Source organism: Zarconia sp. (genome assembly GCF_057467645.1).
Genome location: NZ_JBRJXU010000048.1, coordinates 18,132 through 41,580, shown reverse-complemented (window position 1 = coordinate 41,580; position 23,449 = coordinate 18,132). Strand labels below are relative to the sequence as shown.

Sequence of the window (23,449 nt, the reverse complement as noted above, 5' to 3'; positions counted from 1 at the left end):
CTCCCCGCTCGCGCATAGAGGGGGATTCTTGGTTCTATGACCCGGACTTGCTCAATATCATCTCTGATACCGAATAGAGGTCTAAGTCTCCCCAAGCTTTAGATCCCGTATGCCCTACGGTACGTAATCCCTTGACGAGGATGTTTCGAGCTGCGTTCTCATCTCGATTCTCCGTAGGAGACGCTACGCGAACGAGAACACAACCGCACCCGCAAACATGGGCTCGAGTCGAAAGTGACTTCTTGACCCGCTTGCCGCATTCAGAGCAATCCTGACTGGTGTACGCGGGTGGGACGGCTACGGTCACTTTCCCAAAAACTAAAGCAAAGTATTCATGACTTCAAACAAATAATATTGGAGCCTGAATCTCATTGTTTTGAAGAGTTATAAATTTTTGAAGTCATTCGGAAAAATTTATTTTCTAGAAAAATAGCATCGTATTTAAGTGAAAATACGGGTATACGAATTGGCGTTCGGTTAGAGGGTCATAAAATATGTTTGCGCGATCGAAAAAACATCTTCAGTCCTAGTAATAGACAGCATTCGGTCTTGTATTCGCTCGCCGACAACATCAACATATACACGATCGCAAACATTCGTCATCCACACTTGAAATTGAGAGTGTAAGAGCCAGTAATCTACTTCTTATAGAAGCTCAGAACTCGTAAATTAACTCAAATTTATCCAAGAGACAGACTCGTCTCTACTATAGATTTTTGGATTCAACGGGATACTCGCTTCTTCATCAATTAGGGTAATTAACCATGACCGTTTTTCTTTCGAATCCCATGACCTCGCTCTCGGGAAACTCCCTCCTCAGAGTGTTGAGAAAGCGAAAGCATTTCTTCCTTTTATCGATATCGTTTGTGAAACGATTACTCTAAACTAATTTTCCGCAATTTGTCACAGGCTTTTTCGGTTAGATATTGAGAGTGTAACTGTACTCGATCGCAAATTTAGAGGCGATCGGGTGCTGATATCTAACTGAGTACTCGATCGCATAAATTTTGAGTGATGTCTAGCTCCAATGTCCTGGCGTAGATGGGCTCCGGAGTCACTTGGGTCGTACTAGTGCGGCGATCGCAGAATGAAAAATGCGTCTTGAAAAGTTGAACGGGACAGAAACTGACACCGCTCACTTTTCGCAAAATTAAAAATGCTTGCTGTATATAGCTTTTACCCGTTGAGAGCTGGGTAGTTATTTCTGCCGCACTAGTGCAGCGCGGCGATCGCAGAATGAAAAATGTGAAAAGTTGAACGGGACGGGGACCGACACCGCTCACTTTTCGCAGAATTAAAAATGCCTGCTATCCATAGCTTCGATCGGTTGAGAACGAGCTTGTTATTTCTGCGGCGCTGCACGAGTCATCGCATCGAGCTTTGACAGAAAACTTTTGCGTTTGGATTTCATCGATGACATTTTTGAGGGAATACGCGCGCACCTCAGAATTTGTCTGAATCGCGATTCACTTAGCGATACAAATCGATTCCTCAATGACCGATCGACATCGATGTCGTCAAGTGCTGCATTGCCAGAAGATTTGAATGTGAAATTGCCCAAACTGTTTGTGCTGCAAGCCGGCATTCAGAAGTACGAACAGTTGGCATTCAACGCTGGCTGAATTTTTATCCCTCGACTTTTTCTGGCGGACTTGTAACCAAGTTTTGCGACATCCTGCACCCAATTTGATGCAGAAAGTACCGTGGTGACTTTCCCAGCATTGAGTGCGTTCGTTCCACTGCAACTAATTCTTGATTTTTTTAGGTAATTGACAATGCCCACTCCGACGACAACCATCAACCTGCCTGCTGAAGAGTTTATCAACGAGAATTTCGACTTTTCAGTTGTTTTCGACAATACGAGCACCACGGATGTTGGTTACGGACCGTTTTTCGATCTGGTAGTTCCGGATGAAATTACCCTCGGCAGCGCCAACTATCTGGGTGCGCCGATTACCTTAGTCGAATCAGAGTGGAATGGAACGCAGTGGGTACGGGATGGCAACCCAGTTACCGCGCATCCCTACGATACCAACTTGGCATTACCCACAGCAGCCAATGATGGAGATAAGTGGTATGTAGTCGAACTCCCCTTCGGCAGCTTCGTTCCCGAACAGCCTGAAGCGGAGATTACCTTCTCCGGTAATACCCTGAGCTATGATGAGGGCGCAAGAGTTGGAACCCCATTAGAAATTCAATCGCGGGGGGGATTCCGTTACGGGGATGATGAGTTCGATACTCCCGACGATGCCATTCAGGAAGGTAGCACCCGTACCAGCGAAATTACCCCCAAGGTTATCGAACTCACCAAAACGTCCGATGCACCGGAGAAAGAGAGATCGACCGGTGAAAACTTCCCGGTTCTTTATACGTTAACGGTAGACATCGCCAACTTGGAGACGGTGGAAAATCTGACCATCTCCGATGTCCTCCCCAACAATATGGAGTTCCTGGAGTTCGTCGATGTGGCGGGGGGAACGGTGACTCAAGCACCGACAACCGGCGCGCCAGCGAACGGCAATAGCTTTACCATCGATCTCGGTTCGAGAACGGGGACGACTTCCGCAGAGGATATCGTGATTACCTATCGCGCCTACGCACCGGAATTCGATGCCAATAGTGCCGAGGTTATCGATGCCAACAGCGGAGACGACGAACCGGCACTCAACGAATCCCAGGTGACGGGAAACTACAGAGGCACCCCTGTCAGCGATGCAACGACGGATGCAGTGGGTGATGAAGACGACCCGGCAGACTACGAACTGACTCTAAAATCGATCGCCATTCAGAAAGGAGTCAATATCGTCGGTGGTGGCGATGCCGTTCCGGGTAAAGTCCTCGAATACACCCTCGACTTCCAGATTTCCGATTACTTCTCGTTTAAAGATATCAAGATCGAAGATATCTTCTCCGACGGACAGCGGTTTGATAGCAGCTTTGCTCCGACGCTAACCATTTCCGGGAACGACGGTGTCGTGGGGACGACCCAGTTCGAGAATTTTTCTGGGTTAGTTAATGCCGATTCTTCTGCAAGTGGTAACTTCTCCGCAGAAAACCTGACGGGAACCCTAGATACCGGAAATGGGAACTCCACTGGCGATACAACCCTCAACTTCAACGTTTCCGCCGAACTCTTAGCCAACGATAGCGACGGAGTTCTCGATGCAGATGGCATTCTGGTCGGAGATGAGTCGGGATTTGGCAACGGGACTCTAGGAGAAGGGGGAACCACTGGTCGGCTGGTGTATCGCACCATCATCCAAGAGAATTTTAGCGATCGCCATAACGGTTTACCCGGCGACGAAAGTGTTGACTTGGATGACGTCCTCAGAAACGATGTCACCATCAGCGGCACGATTGTCGATGATGATGGTGCTACGTTGCAAGATGAAGCCGATGGTAGCAACGCACAAGTCGTCATTGCCAGTCCCACCAAATCAAAAACAATCTATGCCATCGACGGCGACACGAACGTACCGGCGAATCCGACATTAACCCCCGGTCAAACCGTTACCTATCGGCTGACGATGGAACTACCGGCTGCGGATGCGGAGAACTTAATTATCACCGACTTCTTGCCGTTGCCGGTGTTTGATGCCCTGGAAATTCCCGATGGTGGTGTTGCCGCCTACTCCGGCGCACCTCCCGCTGCCGGGACGATTTCTTTCGGTCCCAACCACACCCTCGATTTGAGCGCTCTCAATTCTTCTCTGAGTGCGCCAACGGTTGATAGTACTGGGGATTCGGCGAACACCCTAGCCATTAATTTCGGGACGTTCGACGATGCCAACTCTCAACCGGCCACCATCGACCTTCTGTTAACGGTGACGGCGACGGATGCCCCATTTGCCGATGGGTTGTACCTCACCAACCAAGCCCAATCTCAAACCGGTAATACGGAAGAGGTGAAGGTTACCGATGCCACGGAAATCATTCAAATCGAACTCACCCAGCCGGAACTGAAGCTGACCAAAGGGGTGGTATCTGAGAACAATCCCAATGATGGTACTTTTGACCCCAGCGAACCGACAGCGTTTAACGTACCCGGTAGTGGCACCTCTTACACTGGTGGGATTAACAGCAACAACCTCGCTTCGGCCAACATCGATAGCAATCTCTCCGGCGTAGATGCGGGGGATTTAGTTACATTTGCGATCGTGGTAGAAAATACCGGCGGTTCCGGTGCGTTCGACCTGAAAATCGAAGATGCATTGCCGCCAGGATTCCAAATTCCCCCAGGGGGTGCGGGACTGAACCTCCAAGTTTTCAACGGCGATGGTACGGCAATTTCTGGTGTAACGGGGGATTTGTTTAGTGGCGGTATTGAAATTCCCGATGACGGTGATGGCGTTATTGACAAAGGACGGAATGGCAGCACCGTTACCAGCGATGGCAGCAACCTGCTAATTATTACCTACGACTTGGAAGTGCTGAGTACGGTTGAGGCCAACCAGCCGTTAACCAGCGAAGCGCAGGTCCTGGAATATTCGGCAGTCGAAGGCGGACACGACTTCACCACAAACCCCAACGATAATAGCAATATTACCAACGATGATTGGGTCGATCCGGCCACCGTTACCATCGATACGCCGGCGATCGCTAAAACCCTTGTCGGCACCGAGGTCACCGGAACCAACAATAACCTCGCCGACGAAGCCACCATCGGGGAAACCCTTACCTATCAGATTCAACTGACGGTTCCCGAAGGGGTGATGAACAATGCCCAAATCGTGGATACCCTCGATCGAGGACTCGAGTTTATCAGCTTGGATAGCGTCTCGTTGACCTCCGGCAGTGGCGTCACGACATCTTTGGGAACCAACGCCATTGACACGGCAAACTTCTCCACCTCGACTTCGGGTAATTTTAGTAATCGTGCCGGTCAGCAGGTGACGATCGACCTGGGGACGCTGACCAATCTGGATACCACCAATACCACTCCAGAAGTCATTACCCTGGAATATACAGTCCGGATCGCCGATATCACCAGGAACCGTGCAGGTCGCGAACGCAACAACTCCGCAGAAATTATTTGGGATCGTTCTCCGGTAACGCCCATTATCGACGAGGCACAGAACGTAACGATCGTCGAACCCGTCCTGGAAATTACCAACGCCGTGGTGGTGCAAACCCCCGGCAATCCGGCGGATACCGATAACCGAGGTGACGCTGGAGACGATGTCACTTACACCGTTACCATCACCCACACCGGCGGCTCCGATGCCTTTGAAGCGGCTTTAAGCAATCAGCTACCCGATGCCCTCAATCTAGGTAGTGCGACGATCGATAGCGTGACCACGGGAATTGCCGGTGTCGATGCGGGGGATTTCGAGATTACGGCTGCAGGACTCCTGCAATCGACGAATCCCTTCGATATCCCCGTTGGGGAGTCAGTGACGGTAACCGTGACCGGAACCCTGGCAAATACCGTGTCTTCTGGGGGAACGAGCGATTCCCAAGCATTTGTGACCTGGACGAGTCTCGATGGGGATGTGGCTGGAGAACGGACGAGTTACGCCGATGACAGTACCACCTCGATCGAGGTTTTCGCACCCGAACCGATTAAGTCGATCGTTTCCACCTCAGAAGACCATACGACCGGAAATGACGTCGCCGTTGGGGAAATCGTCCGCTATCGCCTGGTGGTGCAACTCTCCGAAGGAACCGATACCGACTTCCACCTGCGGGATAATCTGCCCGATGGGTTGCAGTTTATCAACGACAACACCACCAAAATCGCCATCCTCGATGTCAGTGGCACCAACTTAACCGTTGAAAGCGGTCTGACGGGGGCGATCGTGGGCGCATCCGATCCCACTTCTGTGACGCCGACGTTCGATATGCCGGGCGATCGCATCTCCACTAGCCACACCACCAACGAGGATACCTACAACTCCGGCACCGATGTCATCTTCCAGTTGGGGGATATCACCAACACGGGAGAGAATAGCGGATCGGAGTTTGTCGTTCTCGAATTTAACGCCCTTGTGGTCAACGAAGCCGGGGTTCAAGCCCTCGATAACAGCGACACCAGCGGCGGGACGGCCGATGCGACGGATCTCGACAATACTTTCTCCGTCTTCGCCAACGATTCCACCTTCACCACAGCAATTTCGACCTCCGATCCCGTCACCGTCAGCGTTGTCGAACCCGTCGTCGATCTGAGTGCGGCGATCGAGGGAGACCAACCCAGCGATGCGGGAGACCAATTCACCTATCGCCTCACCGTCACCAATAACGGAGATGCCGAGGCCTTCGATTTGGTGCTGACGGATGCGTTGGGGAATACCGTTAGCGACACCTTCACGGAATTGGTGAGTATTACCCCAGTCGGAGGTACGGGGAGTTCGGCGATTACCGATACGAACACTGCCGGAGATACCGATATTACCTTGGGTATCGACTCCCTGGCCGTCGGTCAAACCCTCACCTTCGATGTGGTGGTGGAACTCACCGAGGATGTCGGCCCCGGTCAGGTAATTACCAACGATGCTGATGTCACCTACACCAGTTTGCCGGGGGATGGTACGGCGAGTAACGCAACGGGTTCCGATCCGACATCGGCAGCCACAGAACGAGACGGTGCAGAAGGTTCTGGAGGGGCGTTAGATGATTTTGCCGATACGGCCAGCGTCTCCACCGATCCCCTCGATACCCCCACCATTACCAAAGCGATTACCGCCACCAGCGAGACAGCCACGGGAACAGGGGTTGATGTTGCAGGGAACGAAGATGTGGCGATCGGAGAAATCGTCACCTACCAACTCACCGTCACTGTCCCCGAAGGAACCACCGATGGTTTGGTTATCACCGACCAAATCCCTGATGGCTTGCAACTGGTCGGTACGCCAACTCTGGATACAACCGGCTTTAGCGGCACTGTCGGTTCCCTCACCCCCGGTGGTGGCAGCAGCAACGGGGAAGATGTCACCTTTTCCCTGGGGCAAATCGTTGCCGACTCCACTGCGGGAACGGCGGGCAATACCTTTACCATTGAGTACCAAGCAGTGGTGCTGGACGTCGAAAGTAACGATAACAATACTGCTCCCCTCGGCGATCCGGCAACCTTCCAATTCATCAATCCCAACGACGGGTCTACGGTAACCAACCAAGCCGTCACCGGGGAACCGGAAGTGGATGTGGTGGTTCCGGATTTGAACATCACCCAAACCCTAACGATTAACGGAACCCAAGCAGGGTCTGGCGATGCGGGAGATACTGTTACGATTCGGTTAGAGGTGGAAAATACCGGAGATGCCACCGCGTTTGAGGTTGCCCTCAACGATTTACTCGATTCCACCAAGTTCGATGTGGATTCAGCAGTTGCAACAGAAACCCCGTCTGGGTTTAGCTTCAACAACAGCACTGGAACCGCTGGCGAAGTGACATTTTCCGGTGGCGATATTCCCGTCAATACCGGTACGCCATTGGTTTTTGAGTTCACCGTACCTCTCCTCGATGCTGTCGAACCCGGAGAAACTCTCACCAGCGAAGCGAACATTACCGAAGCAACGACTATCGAAGATACGCCGACATCGGGTATCGAACGAGATATTGCCGACCCGGACATTGAAGCCAACGACCAGTCTCTGACCATCGAGAGTCCGACTCTGGCGACTCGGTTGGTGGAGACAGAAATTAATGATGCCAACAACGATAATACCGAAGCGGCGATCGGCGAACTGGTTACTTACGAACTGACTCTGACGATTCCCGAAGGAACCACAGCGGCTTCCGTTCTCCGCGATACTCTCGATCCGGGTCTGGCATTTGTCGGATTCACCAGTATCGATTTGGATGGAGCAACTTCCACCACCGTGACCGACGTTGCGTCTCTGACCGCCAATACCGACATCACTAACGACGGTTCGGATATTGCCATCGACCTTGGGAACTTGCTCAACACCGGAGACAACGCCGGAACTCAGACCATCACCATTCAATACCAGGCGGTGGTACAGAACGTCCCCGCGAACCAAGGGGATGGCAACGAAACCAGTCCCTCTCTCAACAACGACCCCTCCTTTAGCTGGGATAACGGTGCGGTTCAAACTATTCAGGAAGATGCGTCTTCGGATAACATCACCGTCATCGAACCGGATTTGCAAATCGTTAAAGATGTGGTTGTCGATAGCTCCGGAACGGAAGGGGATGGCGGCGACTCGGTGGTGTATACGATCGCCATCGAACACACCGGGGACAGCACCGCCGATGCGTTCGATCTCAACCTGACCGATGCGTTGCCTGCCGAGTTCGTTCCTGATGGCAGTCCCATTACCATGGGTGCGGGTAACACTTCCGGTGCCACCGCTGGAGACTTCAGCATCGACGGGAGCAATAACCTCCAAGTCGTCCCCGGCAATATCGACCTCGCACTGGGTCAGAAGCTCGTCCTCGAAATCAGCGGGACGATTCCCGATACCGTCGAGACCGGCGATACTGCCGAGAGCACCGCTACGGTCACTTGGACGAGTTTAGATGGGGAAGTGAGCGATCGCTCCACCCACACCACCACGGGAGATGAAGAACGCACCGGAGACGGAACCGGCGACAACGACTACACCGCCAGCGACAACGCCGAATTTACCATTACCGGCACACCGGAAATTACCACGGAGTTGCTGAGTAGCCAACTCGATAACGGTGTAGATAACGGCAACACCGATGCGGTTCCCGGCGAACTGGTCACCTTCCGCACCACCATAACCGTTCCCGAAGGAACCACCTCCGGCGTGGTGTTGCAAGAACTCCTCGATCCGGGGCTGGCGTTTGTAGAAATCACCCGCATTTTCACTCCACAAGGGGATGTGACCGGTGGATTCGACTTCACCGACGAAGCCGCAGCCAATACAGCAGCGGCTGTGGGAACCAACGGCAGCGACTTCACCCTGAACTTGGGGAATGTGGTCAACTCAGCCAGTTCTGATGGTTCCCCCGAGACGATCGTCATCGAGTACACGGCAGTTGTTCTCAACGATGGGACGAATCAAAGTACCGCTAACGAAAGCGGTCCCACCCTCAACAACACCGCCACCCTCGACTGGACGAACAATCCCACTCCCGGTACACCAATTTCAGATACGTCTGCCACGGAAGTCTCGGTGGTGGAACCGCAGTTGGAAGTTATCAAAGATGTGGTGGTACAGACCCCAGGTGATACCTCGGATACAGATAACCAAGGTGATGCGGGGGATATCGTCGTCTACACCATCACCATCCAACACACCGGCAACAGCGAAGCCGATGCGTTTGACGTCAACCTCACCGATGTTCTACCTGCCGGGTTCGTTCCCGATGCCGATGCCATCAGCGTCACCAACAACACCACCGGTAACACCATTCAAGACAGTGATTTCGAGATTTCTGGCGGAACCTTGCAAGTCGGTTACGGCAGCAACATCGACATTCCCGAAAACACGCTGATTACCCTCACCGTCAGCGGTACTCTCGCCGACAGCGTTCAGTCGGGGGAGGAAATCAACAGTCCTGCCCAAATTACCTGGACGAGTATCGACGGCGATGCCACCGACCTCTCGACTTCTACCCGGAATGGAGACGAAGAACGTACCGGTGCAGATGGGGAAGGTGCGGATCTCAACAATTACGCCCACAGCGACGATGCCCCCGCAACGGTCACTGGGGAAGTCAGCATCGCCAAAACCATCACCGACACCAGCGAACCCGATGGCGACACCTCCGGAACCAACGTTGCCATCGGAGAAGTCGTCACCTACCAAATCGCCGTCACCATTCCCGAAGGTTCCACAGAAGGTATCGTCATCACCGACGACCTGCCACCGGGTCTGGCCCTGACGGGAACCCCCACCATTATCGATACGGGATTGGAAGGTTCGGTCTCAGCTTTGAATACCACGGGAGGAACCAACAGCGGCAACCCAATTACCTTCAGCATCGACACCACAACAGCTACGGGAGATAACGACACCGGCAACAACACCTTCATCATCGAATACCAAGCGGTGGTGTTGGACGAACCCGGCAATGTTGATACCACTACCTTGACTGGCGATGCCCAACTCGTTCACAAAGATGCCGAGGGCAATAGGATTGCCACTCCCATCGAACCCCCCAGCGAACCGACGGTGACGGTGGTCGAACCTGTCCTCGAAATCGTTCAAACTCTCGAACTCAACGCAGAAACGGCGACCAATAATGATGATGTGGTTCCCAATGGAGATGCCGGAGATACCGTCACCATCACCCTCGATGTCACCAACAATGGCACCGGTGGGGCGTTTGAGGTGGAAATTCAAGACCTCCTCGACCCGGCTAAGTTCGACCTGAGTACGGTGAACTTCGTCACCACCCCAGCCGGTGTAACAGAGAATGAGAATGCCGACGGTATCAGTTACACCGGCGTGGATATTGCAGCCGGGGAAACCCAGCAGTTCGTGTTCACCGTGGAACTCGCCGATGGGGTCAGTCCTGGGGAAACTCTCAATAACATTGCCACCATCGTTGAAGGCAACACCATCGATGAAACCCCAACCTCTGGGGTGGAACGGGATATTGCCGACCCGGATATCGACTCCAATCCAGAAGCCCTGATTATCAACGGTCCCACTCTGGCAACTCGGTTAGTGGAGACGGAAATTAACAATGCCAACAACGACAATACCGAAGCTGCCATTGGCGAACTGGTCACCTACGAACTGACCCTGACGATTCCTGAAGGAACGACAGCCACTTCCGTTCTCAGCGATACCCTCGATCCGGGTTTGGCATTTGTCGGGTTCACCAGCATCGACCTGGATGGGGCAACGTCCTCTACAGTTACCGACGTTGCCTCTCTGAACACCAATACCAACGTCACCAACGACGGTTCGGATATTGCCATCGACCTGGGGAACCTGGTCAACACCGGAGACAACGCCGGAGACCAAACCATTACGATTCAGTACCAGGCGGTGGTGCAGAACGTTCCCGCCAACCAAGGCGACGGCAGCGAAACCAGTCCCACTCTCAACAACGACCCCTCCTTTAGCTGGGACAACGGTACGGTTCAAACCATCGAGGAAGCTGCGCCTTCAGCGAACGTGACGGTCATCGAACCGGATTTACAAATCGAGAAAACCGTCGAAGTGGATGGTTCTGGAACCGCAGGGGATGGCGGCGACTCCGTGGTGTACACCATCACCATCGAACACACCGGCGACAGCACCGCCGATGCGTTCGACCTCAACCTGAGCGATGCGCTGCCGCCGGAATTCGTTCCCGATGGCAGTCCCATCACCATGGGTGGGGGCAACACTTCCGGTGCCACCGCTGGAGACTTCAGCATCGACGGTAGCAATAACCTCCAAGTCGTTCCGGGCAACGTCGATTTGGGTCTAGGTGAAGTTCTCGTCCTCGAAATTCGCGGAACCATTCCCGATACCGTCGAGACCGGCGATACTGCCGAGAGCACCGCTACGGTCACCTGGACGAGTTTAGATGGGGAAGTGAGCGATCGCTCCACCCACACCACTACGGGAGACGAAGAACGCACCGGTGCAGGTGGAGACAACGACTACACCGCCAGCGACAATGCCGAATTTACCATTACCGGCGCACCGGAAATTACGACAGAACTCATCGGTAGCCAACTCGATAACGGCGTGGATAACAGCAACACCGATGCAGTTCCCGGCGAACTGGTCACCTTCCGGACCACCATCACCGTTCCCGAAGGAACCACTTCCGGGGTGGTGTTGCAAGAAACCCTCGATGCAGGGCTGGCGTTTGTTGAAATCACCAGCATCGATACCCCACAAGGCGACGTCACCGGTGGATTCGACTTCACCGACGATGCAGCGGCGAATACTGCGGCGAGTGTGGGAACTAATGGCAGCGACTTTACCCTGAACTTGGGGAATGTGGTCAACTCCGCCAGTTCCGATGGGTCTGCCGAGACGATCGTCATCGAGTACACCGCCGTCGTCCTCAACGATGCGCTCAACCAAAGCACCGATAACGAAAGCGGTCCAACCCTCAACAACACCGCCACCCTCGATTGGACGAACAATCCCGACCCCAATCCGATTTCGGCGACCTCAGCGGAGGAAGTCTCGGTGGTGGAACCGCAGTTGGAAGTTATCAAAGATGTGGTAGTTAACGGTTTGGGAACCGAGGGTGATGCCGGCGACCCCGTCGTCTATACCATCACCATTCAACACATTGGTAATAGCGAAGCTGATGCCTTCGACGTCAACCTTACCGATGTCTTGCCTGGGGGATTTATCCCCGACAGTAGCCCCTTCAGCATCGGTGGAGGCAATACCGCTACCGTCAATACTACGGACTTCGAGATTGGCGTGGGGAACACCCTGCAACTGACATCCGGCAGCAATATTGACATTGCCCAAGGTGAAGTCCTGGTTCTGCAAGTCAGCGGTACCCTTGCCGACAGCGTTCAGTCGGGTGAGGAAATCAACAGCCCTGCTGAAATTACCTGGACGAGTATCGACGGCGATGCCACTGACCTCTCCGATCGTACCACCACCGGCGATACCGAACGCACCGGTGCAGATGGGGAAGGTGCGGGTCTCAATAACTACGCCCACAGCGACGATGCCCCGGCGACGGTAACTGGGGAAGTCAGCATCGCCAAAACCATTACCGACACCAGCGAACCCGATGGCGACACCTCCGGAACTGACGTTGCCATTGGCGAAGTGGTCACCTATAAAATTGCCGTCACCATTCCCGAAGGTTCCACAGCAGGTATCGTCGTCACCGACGACCTGCCCGCAGGAATGCAACTGACGGGAACTCCCACTATCATCGATACGGGATTTGAAGGTTCGGTTACACCTTTAACCACCACTGGCGGCACCAACAGCGGCGACCCGATTACTTTCAGCATCGATACAGCTACAGCCACGGGAGACAACGACACCGGCAACAACACCTTCATCATCGAATATCAAGCGGTGGTCTTGGACGAACCGGGTAACGTCGATACCACAGAATTAACTGGGGATGCCCAGTTAGTCCATAACGATGCTACGGGAACTCCGATTACCACTCCCATCGAAGCCCCCACGGAACCGACGGTGACGGTGGTCGCACCCGAGTTGACTATTACCCAAACCCTCGAACTCAACGGGAAAACCGCCACCAACAACGATGATGTGATTCCCAACGGAGATGCTGGGGATGCGGTCACCATCACCCTCGATGTAAGCAACACGGGAACCGGTGGGGCGTTTGAGGTGGAAATTCAAGACCTCCTCGACCCGGCTAAGTTCGACCTGAGTACGGTGAACTTCACCAGCACCCCTGACGGAACTGGGAACGTGAATGGCAATGGCATCAGCTATACCGGCGTGGACGTGGCCGTTGGGGAAACCCAGCAGTTCGTGTTCACTGTGGAATTGAACGATGGGGTCAGTCCTGGGGAAACCCTCAATAACATTGCCACCATCGTCGAAGGTAATACCATTGATGAAACTCCAACATCTGGGGTGGAACGGGATATTGCCGAACCGGATATCAACTCCAATCCAGAAGCCCTGATTATCAACGGGCCGATGTTGGAGACTCGGTTGGTTCAGACGGAAATAAACAATGGCGGTGGCAACGGCAATACCGAAGCGGCTGTTGGCGAACTGGTCACCTACGAACTCACTCTCACCATTCCCGAAGGAACGACGGCAACTTCCGTTCTTAACGATGCCCTCGACTCGGGTCTGGCGTTTGTGGAGTTTACCAATATCGAGTTGAATGGCATTACCTCCACCACCGTCAGCAACTTGGCAAGCCTGAATACCAATACCACGGTGGGAACCGATGGCACGGGCTTTAATATCAACTTGGGTGACTTGCTGAATGCCGGAGACCAAGATGGCAACCAGAGCATCACCATTCAGTATACGGCGGTGGTGTTGAACGATGCCGCCAACCAAGGGGAAACCCCTTCAGCCCTCAACAACGATCCCTCCTTTAGCTGGAATGGTGGGGCGAGTACCATCGACGATCCCCTCGCCCCTTCCGACGAGATTTCTGTTGTCGAACCGCAACTGACGATTCAAACGCAAGTCCTCGAAGACCCCACTACACCCGAAGAAAACGTCCGCCGCAACATCGGCGATACGGTGCGGGTGCGGTTAACTCTCTCTAGCGACGATGCGGATGCCTTCAGTTCTGATGCCTATGATGTGGCACTCTCGAACGCACTCCCGGCTGGCGTCACCTTTGCGGGCAACCTCACTTACGTGTCGGGAGTTGCACCGAATCCAGGAACGCTGGCGGAAGCCGGCGGTACGGTGAGTGCGGTCTTCGACGAGTTCCCCGATGGCGGCGAATCGGTTATCGAATTCGATGTCACCCTGGACGGGACGGTGACGGCTGGCGATATTACCGATACAGCCCAGATTACCTACAGTAGCGTCCCCGGCAACCCTGGAGTCATCAGTACCCATAATGCCGCTTCCACCGAACGCACCGGTGATGGCGGACTCAACGACTACTTCGACGACGATCCGGCTTCGATTACTGTCAACCAACCTCCGGAAACGGTAGATGCCCAAGAGTTCGTCGCCCCCAGCGAGACCATCAACGTCCTGAATATGGGCGGCAACGATACCCATGTAGACGATGTTGACGGTACGGTGAATGAATACCGCATCGATACGCTGCCCGATCCCGCCGATGGCATCCTCTATCTGGGCGATCCGGCGACAGGTGGAACCCCGATTAACGTTAATGACATCATCCCCGCCGCCCAAATTGGCAATCTCTACTTCGAGGCAACTCCCGGCTTCGATGGCGGAGAATTTACCTACTCGGCGATCGATAACGAAGGGGGCATCGATCTCACCCCGAATACCGTCACCCTGACGCCGAATATCCGTCCGGAAACTGATGATGCGGTCGATCGCGTTCCGCCCCAAGGCACCATCAGCATTGAAGGCATGGGTGGCAGCGACCCCGACGGGACGGTGGTTGAGTATGAAATCACCTCTCTACCGGGCGACGGAACCCTGTTCTTGGGCAACCCGGCTTCCGGCGGGACTCCCGTTCAAGTGGGCGATCGCATTCCCGCAGGCGACATCGATGACCTGCACTTCACCGCACCGCCAGGATTCACGGGAACCACCTTCGAGTATTTCTCTGTGGATAACGAAGGGGCAACGGATCTGACCCCGGCAACGGTAACCATCGATTCCAACCCCCGTCCGGAAACCAACGATGTCATCAACAACGTTCCCCTGAGTTCCAACGTTCCCCTCACGGGTCTAATCGATCCCTTGGGCGGCAGCGACCCCAACGGTACGGTGGACGAATACCGCATCGTTTCCGTCCCCGATCCGGCGGATGGCGTGCTCTACCTGGGCGATCCCGATGCGGGCGGTACGCCACTGTCGGCGAACGATACGGTTCCGGCCGGTCAAATTAACGACTTATTCTTCCAGTCCACGGGAACCTTCGACGGCGCAACCTTCGAGTACGCGGCGATCGATGATGAAGATGCCCAAGATTTGACCCCGGCGACGGTGACCCTGAACGCACCTCCCGAGACGATCGACTCGAGCGGAACGGTTCCCCCCAACGGTACGATCCAAATCGAGAACCTCGGCGGCAGCGACCCGGATACGATGGTACAGTTCTACACCATCGACAGCCTGCCTCCCGCCGCCGATGGCACCTTATACCTCGGCAGCGCCACCCCCGGCAACGAGGTGCAGGTGGGAGACAACCTCACCCCGATGGAACTGGAGCAACTGTTCTTCACCGCATCGCCCACCTTTACTGGGGGTACCACTTTTACTTACCACGCCACTGACGACCTCGGTTTGCCCGATGCCACTCCGGCAACGGTCACCATTACCTCGATCGATGGCAACATTCCCCCGGAAACCGTCGATAACCTGCAAACCATCGAACCGGGAACCACCGTACCTCTCCCCGTACCCCCCGGTTCCGACTTCGACGGTACGGTGACGGGCTACCAAATCGATACCCTGCCCGACCCCGCAGATGGCGTACTATCCCTCAACGGCACTCCCGTCACGGCCGGGCAAATTATCCCCATCGCCCAAATCGGCAACCTCGTCTTCGAGGCAACCCCCGGTTTCGATGGTGGAGCCTTTACCTACTCGGCGGTGGACAACGACGGCGATGCCGACCCCACCCCGGCAACCTACACCCTGAACGCACCGCCCACCACCGAGGATGTGGACGATCGGGTCAACCCCAATGAGACCTTGCCGCTGACCGCCTTAATCGGCAACGACCCCGATGGCACAGTCGCGAGTTACACCATCGATACCCTACCCCCGGCAGCCGATGGCGTATTGTACTTAGGCGACCCGACTGCTGGCGGAACCCCGGTTAACGCGGGCGATGTTATCCCGGCCGACCAAATCGACGACCTGTTCTTCACCGCCAGCGGCAGCTTCACCGGCACTAACTTCACCTACTCGGCCACGGACGATAACGGCATTCCCGATGCCACCCCCGCCACGGTGATGTTGACTCCCGATGGAGTGAACCTCGCCCCGCAAACGGAGAACGTCGAAGAAACGGTTAACCCCGGCGATACCCTGAATATTCCCGATCTGGGCGGCGACGACCCCGATGGCACGGTGGAAGAGTACCGCATCGATACCCTGCCCGAACCCGAGGATGGCATCCTGTATCTGGGCGACCCCGCTGCGGGCGGAACTCCAGTCAACGAAGGCGATATTATCCCAGCCGACCAAATCGACAACCTGTTCTTCGAAGCCACGCCCGAGTTCGACGGTACGACGTTCACCTACTCGGCGATCGATAACCTCGACGAAACCGACCCCTCTCCTGCCACCGTCACCCTCAATCCGACCAATACCCCGCCGGAAACCGAAGATGGCATCCAAACGGTACAACCGGGTTCGCCGAACCTCTTAGATGTCCCTGGCGGAACTGATGATGATGGCACAGTGACGGGCTACCAAATCGATACTCTGCCCGACCCCGCAGATGGCATCCTCTACATTGGCGACCCCACTTTGGGCAACACCGTGTCGGCCGGTCAAACCCTGACCCCGACACAACTCGAACAGTTGGTCTTTGTCGCCGAACCGGGCTTTGATGGCGGAGAATTCACTTACTCGGCGATCGATAACGATGGTTTGACCGACCCGACTCCGGCGACTTTCACCCTGAACGCACCGCCCCAAACCGACAACTTCACCGGAAATGTCAATCCCAACGACACCCTCAACCTCACCAGCCTAGGAGGCAGCGACCCAGATTCAACGGGTTCGGTGGTCAGCTATACCATCGATACCTTGCCCCCAGCCGCTGATGGCATCTTGTACCTGGGCAACCCAGCTGCGGGTGGCACCCCGGTAACAGCGGAGCAGGTGATTCCAGCAGCGGATTTGGGCGACCTATTCTTCGAGGCAAGCGGCACCTTTACCGGAACCAGTTTCTCCTACTCGGCAACGGACGATACCGGGGCGGACGACCCCACCCCGGCAACGGTAAACCTCATCCCCGATGGCGGAAACGTTCCCCCCACCACTGACGATGTTGAGGAGACCGTTGCCCCCGGCGACACCCTGAATATCCCCAACCTGGGTGGCGACGACCCCGACGGTACGGTAGACGAATACCAAATTACCTTTTTACCCACTGGAGGAACGCTGTATCTGGGCGATCCGACGACGACGGGAGTGGTGATTACCCAAGAGGATATCGATGATGGTTTCTTCGTCGATGTGGCCGATATCGACGACCTGCACTTCATCGCTGACCCCGACTTCACTGGAACCACCTTCACCTATACGGCGATGGATAATGAGGGGGATGAAGACCCCACACCCGCCACCGTCACTCTGAACGTCCCGCCAGAAACCGAAGATGGGGCGCAGGAAGTCACCCCCGGAACGGCAGCAACCCTCGTCGGACTCGGTGGCGACGATCTCGATGGCACGGTAGAAGGCTACCGCATCGATAGCTTGCCCCCGCTGGTGGATGGGGTGCTTTACCTGGGCAGCATCGCCCCCGGTAACGAAATCTTCCCCGGTCAGGTGTTGACCCCCGCTCAAATCGGCCAACTGGTGTTCGATGCCACCAACGACTTCGATGGGGCTAGCTTCACCTACTCGGCGATCGATAACGACGGCATTGTCGATCCCACTCCGGCCACCTTCGACCTGGTTCCCCCCAACGAACCGCCGGATACCGATGATGTCACCGACAACGTCGCCCCGGAAGAGACGATTAATCTCACCGGACTTGGCGGCGATGACACCGACGGGACGATCGCCTACTACACCATTACCTCCCTACCCCCTGGGGAAGATGGCATCCTCTATATCGGCGATCCGGATGTCGAGGGTGTCCCTGTCGAGGTGGGCGATGTGCTCACCCCCGAGCAAATCGAACAGCTTCATTTCACAGCATCCGAGACTTACACCGGCACCAGCTTCACCTACGCGGCGGCGGACGACGATGGGGCATCCGACCCCACTCCGGGAACGGTGACGCTGGGACTGGGTAACTTGCCGCCAGAAACCGACGATGCCATCAACGAGGTGGAAGAAGAGACGACAACTCTACTGACCGGACTCGGCGGCGACGATCCCGATGGTACGATCGACTTCTACACGATTCAAACCCTGCCCACGGAAGGAACCCTCTATCTGGGTAACCCAGCATCGGGCGGTACTCCCGTCAGCGTCGGTCAAACCCTGACCCCCTTTGAAATTACCAACCTCTACTTTGACGCACCGACGGGATACTCCGGCGATAGCAACTTCAACTACATTGCCACCGACGAGGATGGCGAAGAAGATCCCACTCCGGCAACGGTCTTCCTACCCACCCCTGGCGGCAACTTACCCCCGGATACGGAGGATACCTCTGCCACAGCCTTACCGGAAGAAACCATCCAACTCACCGGACTCGGCGGTGACGATGTTGATGGCGGTACGGTACATGGCTACGAAATCCAAAGTCTGCCGACTGTAGGAATCCTCTATGTGGACGACCCGGAAAACGGTCTGACGGAAGTCGAGGTAGACGATGTTCTAACGCCAGAACAAATCGAAAACCTCTTCTACGAAGCCCCCACGGACTTCACCGGAGATACGAGTTTTACCTACTCGGCGATCGATAACGACGGGGCAGTTGACCCCACACCGGGAACCGTCACGATCGCGGCCCTCTCCGATAACATCCCGCCGGATACCGACAACTCCAGTGCCAGCGTACCTCCTGGGGGTTCCGTCAACCTTCCCGACCTCGGCGGCAGCGACTCCGACGGTACCGTTGCCCTGTACCAAATTAATACCCTCCCGAGTCAGGGAACTCTCTATATCGGCAACCCCTCTCTGGGCGTAACGGTAACCCCCGGTCAAATCTTGACCCCCACCCAACTCGAACAGCTCGTATTCCAGGCGCCGCGAGGGTTTAGCGGTTCGAGCTTCACCTACTCGGCCATCGACAACGAAGGTGGCAAAGATGGGACACCGGCAACGGTCACTCTCAGCTCGACTGTCATTCCAGTCAGCCCACCACCGTTCGTCATTGGCGGACCCACTCCGGAACCAGCACCGACACCGCAATCTGACGAACCCACCGTTGCGAATGGAGATCGGGAGGAACCCGCCGAACCCGAAGAACTCGAAACCACGACGGAACCGGAACCCCAAGCCCATCCTGTCGATCCCGACTGCCCGGACTGCTGTCCCGATGCACCGGAACTCGAAGGGGTCTACGTCGCTCCTCCCGAAGCGCTTCCCGGCGCACCGGTTCCTCCGCCTCCAGCATTCGACAGTACGCCGTTCATCCCCGTACCGGAAACGATTTTCAACGGTGGGGATGGCAACGACTCGATCGAAGGAACGAACGCCAACGACGAACTACAAGGGTTTGAAGGAGACGATCGCCTTGAAGGCAGTGACGGCGACGACCTCATCGTCGGCGGCATCTCCAGCCCCACTCCCGTCGGCGACACCCGCGATCGGGATTTCCTCGCCGGTAACCAAGGACGGGACTTCATTGCCGCCAGCGAAGGCAACGACACCGTTTACGGCGGAGAAAATGCCGATGTGGTTCTCGCTGGTAAGGATAACGATCGCGTCTGGGGCGATCGCGGTGACGACACCCTCCTAGGCGAACTCGGCGATGACACCATCTCCGGTGACTCTCAAGACCTGAACGACGGCGAACTCTCCGGCCGAGACCTAATCTACGGCGGTGCCGGAAACGATCGCCTCAACGGCAACGAGAAAAACGATACCGTCTCCGGTGGCGATGGCGACGATTTCGCTCGCGGCGGTCAGGATGACGATCTCGTTTACGGGGATGGCGGAAACGACTCCCTTTACGGCGACTACGGAAATGACACCCTCCTCGGCAGCCTCGGCAGCAACGCCCCCATCGGTGGCGATGAAGAGCGAGACTTGCTCTACGGCAACCAGGGTCGCGACCTGCTCAAAGGCGGTCAGGGCGACGACTCACTCTACGCCGGACAGCAAGACGACCTGGTTTACGGCGGTAAGGATGACGATCTGATTCTCGGGGAACTCGGCAGCGACACCCTATCGGGCGACCTGGGCGATGACACCATCCGAGGCGGCACCGGAGACAGCACCAATCCGGACCTCGACGGCCGCGACCTAATTTACGGTGGTGCCGGAAATGACGCGATTTACGGAAATGAAGGGGACGACACGATTACCGCTGGACATGGCAATGACCTAGCGCGAGGCGGTCAGAACAACGATTTGATGTTCGGGGACGGTGGAAACGACACCATCCACGGGGAGTATGGCGATGACACCATCCTCGGCAGCCTGGGAAGTTCCGCCTCTGCTAGTGCCGACGACGAGCGAGACCTGCTTTACGGCAACCAGGGCAGCGACCTGATTAAAGGCGGCCAGGGTGAAGACACCGTTTATGCGGGCAAGCACGAAGACCTTGTTTACGGCGGCAAGGATGGCGATCTGATTTTCGGCGACCAAGGTAGCGACACCCTATCCGGCGACCTGGGAGACGACACCATCATCGGCGGCACCGGTAACTCGTCCAATCCCGAGGAAGACACGGCCAACGACGTGATTTTCGGTGGCGACGGTCGGGATCTGATGGATGGCAACCTGGGCGATGACACCATTGTCTCTGGCAGCGGCAACGACATTGCTTTCGGGGGTCGGGGAGATGACATCATTTGGGGTGAAGCCGGAAATGACATCCTATTCGGCGACCTCGGCAACGACACCCTCTGCGGTGGCGATGGCGACGATTTCCTCGTCGGTAGCAACGGCAACCCCAACAGCACTGGAGATGGCGACGATCGCCTCTGCGGTGGTGCCGGAAACGACAGCCTGTTCGGAAATGAGGGTAACGACACCCTCGTGGGTGAAGATGGCGACGACTGCATGTTCGGCGGCCAGGGAGATGACACCCTCAAAGGCGGCAACGGAAACGACCTCCTAGAAGGCGATCGGGGCGACGATCTGCTGATTGGCGGCAGCGGCAGCGATGTCTTTGTCCTCCGCGTCGGCGATGGCAGCGATGTCATTGCAGACTTCGAGGTGGGTATCGACTTGTTGGGTCTGGCAGACGGTCTGACCTTCGAGCAACTCACCATTACCCAAGGTCCGGCGGGGACAGTAGTCAGTTTCGGTGCTGAAATACTCGTCACCCTCGAAGGAGTCGCAGCCACTTCAATTACTGCAACCAGCTTCACCAATCGGTTTAAGGGACAAGAACCCGACGAACATGATTGCCCAGATGCCCCCACTCTCGAAGGCGCAACCGTTGCACCCATTCCCGAATTCACCCTGGAAACGACACCGGACATTGAGAACATCCTCATCGGTACTGCAGGCAACGACGGAATTATCGGTAGCGATGGCAACGACTCGATTCGCGGCCTAGCTGGAAACGATCGCGCCGATGGAGAAGCGGGTGACGACGTTCTCGTGGGCGGTCTCTCCAGTGCGGAACCCGTCGGTTCGGACATGGATCGCGACACCCTCTACGGCAACCAAGGAAACGATGTCATCCTCGGTAGCGAAGGAGAAGATTTCCTGTACGGCGGTAAGGATAATGATGTCATCCTTGGCGGCAAGGACAACGACGAAATCGAAGGGGAAATCGGCGATGACACCCTGGCTGGCGAACGGGGCAACGATCGCATCTTCGGCGGCACCGGCGATGCGGAGAATCCCGACACCGGACGCGACCTGATTTACGGCGGTCTGGGGAACGACGAGCTTTACGGAAACCAGGGCAATGACTCGATTTCCGGTGGCTACGGCGATGATATCGCTTTCGGTGGCAAGGATGACGACCTGATTTCTGGGGAGGATGGAAACGACACCCTCGAAGGGGAACAGGGCAATGACACCATCCTCGGTAGCCTGGGCAGCAGCAGCGGCATCGGCAGCAATGGCGATCGCGATTGGCTCTCGGGCAATACCGGAAACGATCTGATTAAAGGTGGTGAAGGCGAAGATACGGTCTACGCTGGCAAAGACGACGACCTCGTTTACGGCGGCAAGGATAACGATGTCATTTACGGCGACCGCGGCCGCGACACCCTTTCCGGCGACCTGGGAGATGACACCATCTCCGGCGGTACGGGAGTTTCTAACAATATCGAAAGCGAGACCGATGGCGATGTCATCTTCGGCGGCGATGGAAACGACCTGATTGACGGTAACCTGGGCAATGACAGCCTGGTCGCTGGAACCGGAAACGATACCGTCAGTGGCGGTCGTCAGGATGATGTCATCTGGGGTGAAGCGGGAGACGACCTCCTATTCGGCGACCTCGGAAATGACACGGTTTGCGGTGGTGTTGGAAACGATACCCTCATTGGCAGCAACGGCAACCCCATGAGTACCAACGACGGGGATGACAAACTCTGCGGTGGTGCTGGAAACGATGTCGTCTTCGGGAACGAAGGCAACGATCTGATGTCCGGCGATGCAGGAGATGACGTGCTACTCGGCGGTCAGGGAGATGACACCTTAACCGGCGGTTCCGGAAGTGACGTCCTCAGCGGCGAGCAAGGAAATGATGTGTTGACCGGTGGTGCGGGAGTCGATCGCTTCGACTTCGCAGCGAATCACGGCATCAACCTGATTACCGACTTCCAAGATGGTACCGATCGCATCGGACTCAAGGGAGGTTTGACTCCCGACCAATTGGAAATTATCCAAATTGACGAGCATACTCAAATTACTGCCGGCGATTTGACGATTGTCTTGTCTGGAGTGAATGCCTCCTCGATCGGTGCTGATGATTTCTTGATTCTCTAATTCTCTATATTTTTTCAGTTGGACTTTTTTCAATTCGACTTTGACTCGATTGCTCTGTCGAGCGAACTTCAATAATCCTTAGATTCTGACCTCCGACTTCTTGCCAGTCGGGGGTTTTTCTTTGCACCGAGGCTAAATTTAAATCTAGGAGAGTTCGTGACAAAATATACAACTCAAACTCGAAC

The 23,449-nt window shown here is 55.7% G+C and carries 1 protein-coding gene and 1 pseudogene; one reads left to right on the top strand and one right to left on the bottom strand.

What is annotated here, in order from left to right; all coding sequences use genetic code 11:
* Window positions 1–34: 34 nt before the first annotated feature.
* A pseudogene (locus tag AC2215_RS06775) lies at window positions 35–334 on the bottom strand (zinc ribbon domain-containing protein); the annotation flags it as partial.
* A gap of 1,441 nt (window positions 335–1,775) precedes the next feature.
* Here AC2215_RS06775 and AC2215_RS06770 point away from each other — a divergent pair.
* Window positions 1,776–23,264, top strand: coding sequence for an isopeptide-forming domain-containing fimbrial protein (locus AC2215_RS06770; protein WP_486809207.1), 21,489 nt, complete (start codon window positions 1,776–1,778; stop codon window positions 23,262–23,264).
* Window positions 23,265–23,449: the final 185 nt, after the last annotated feature.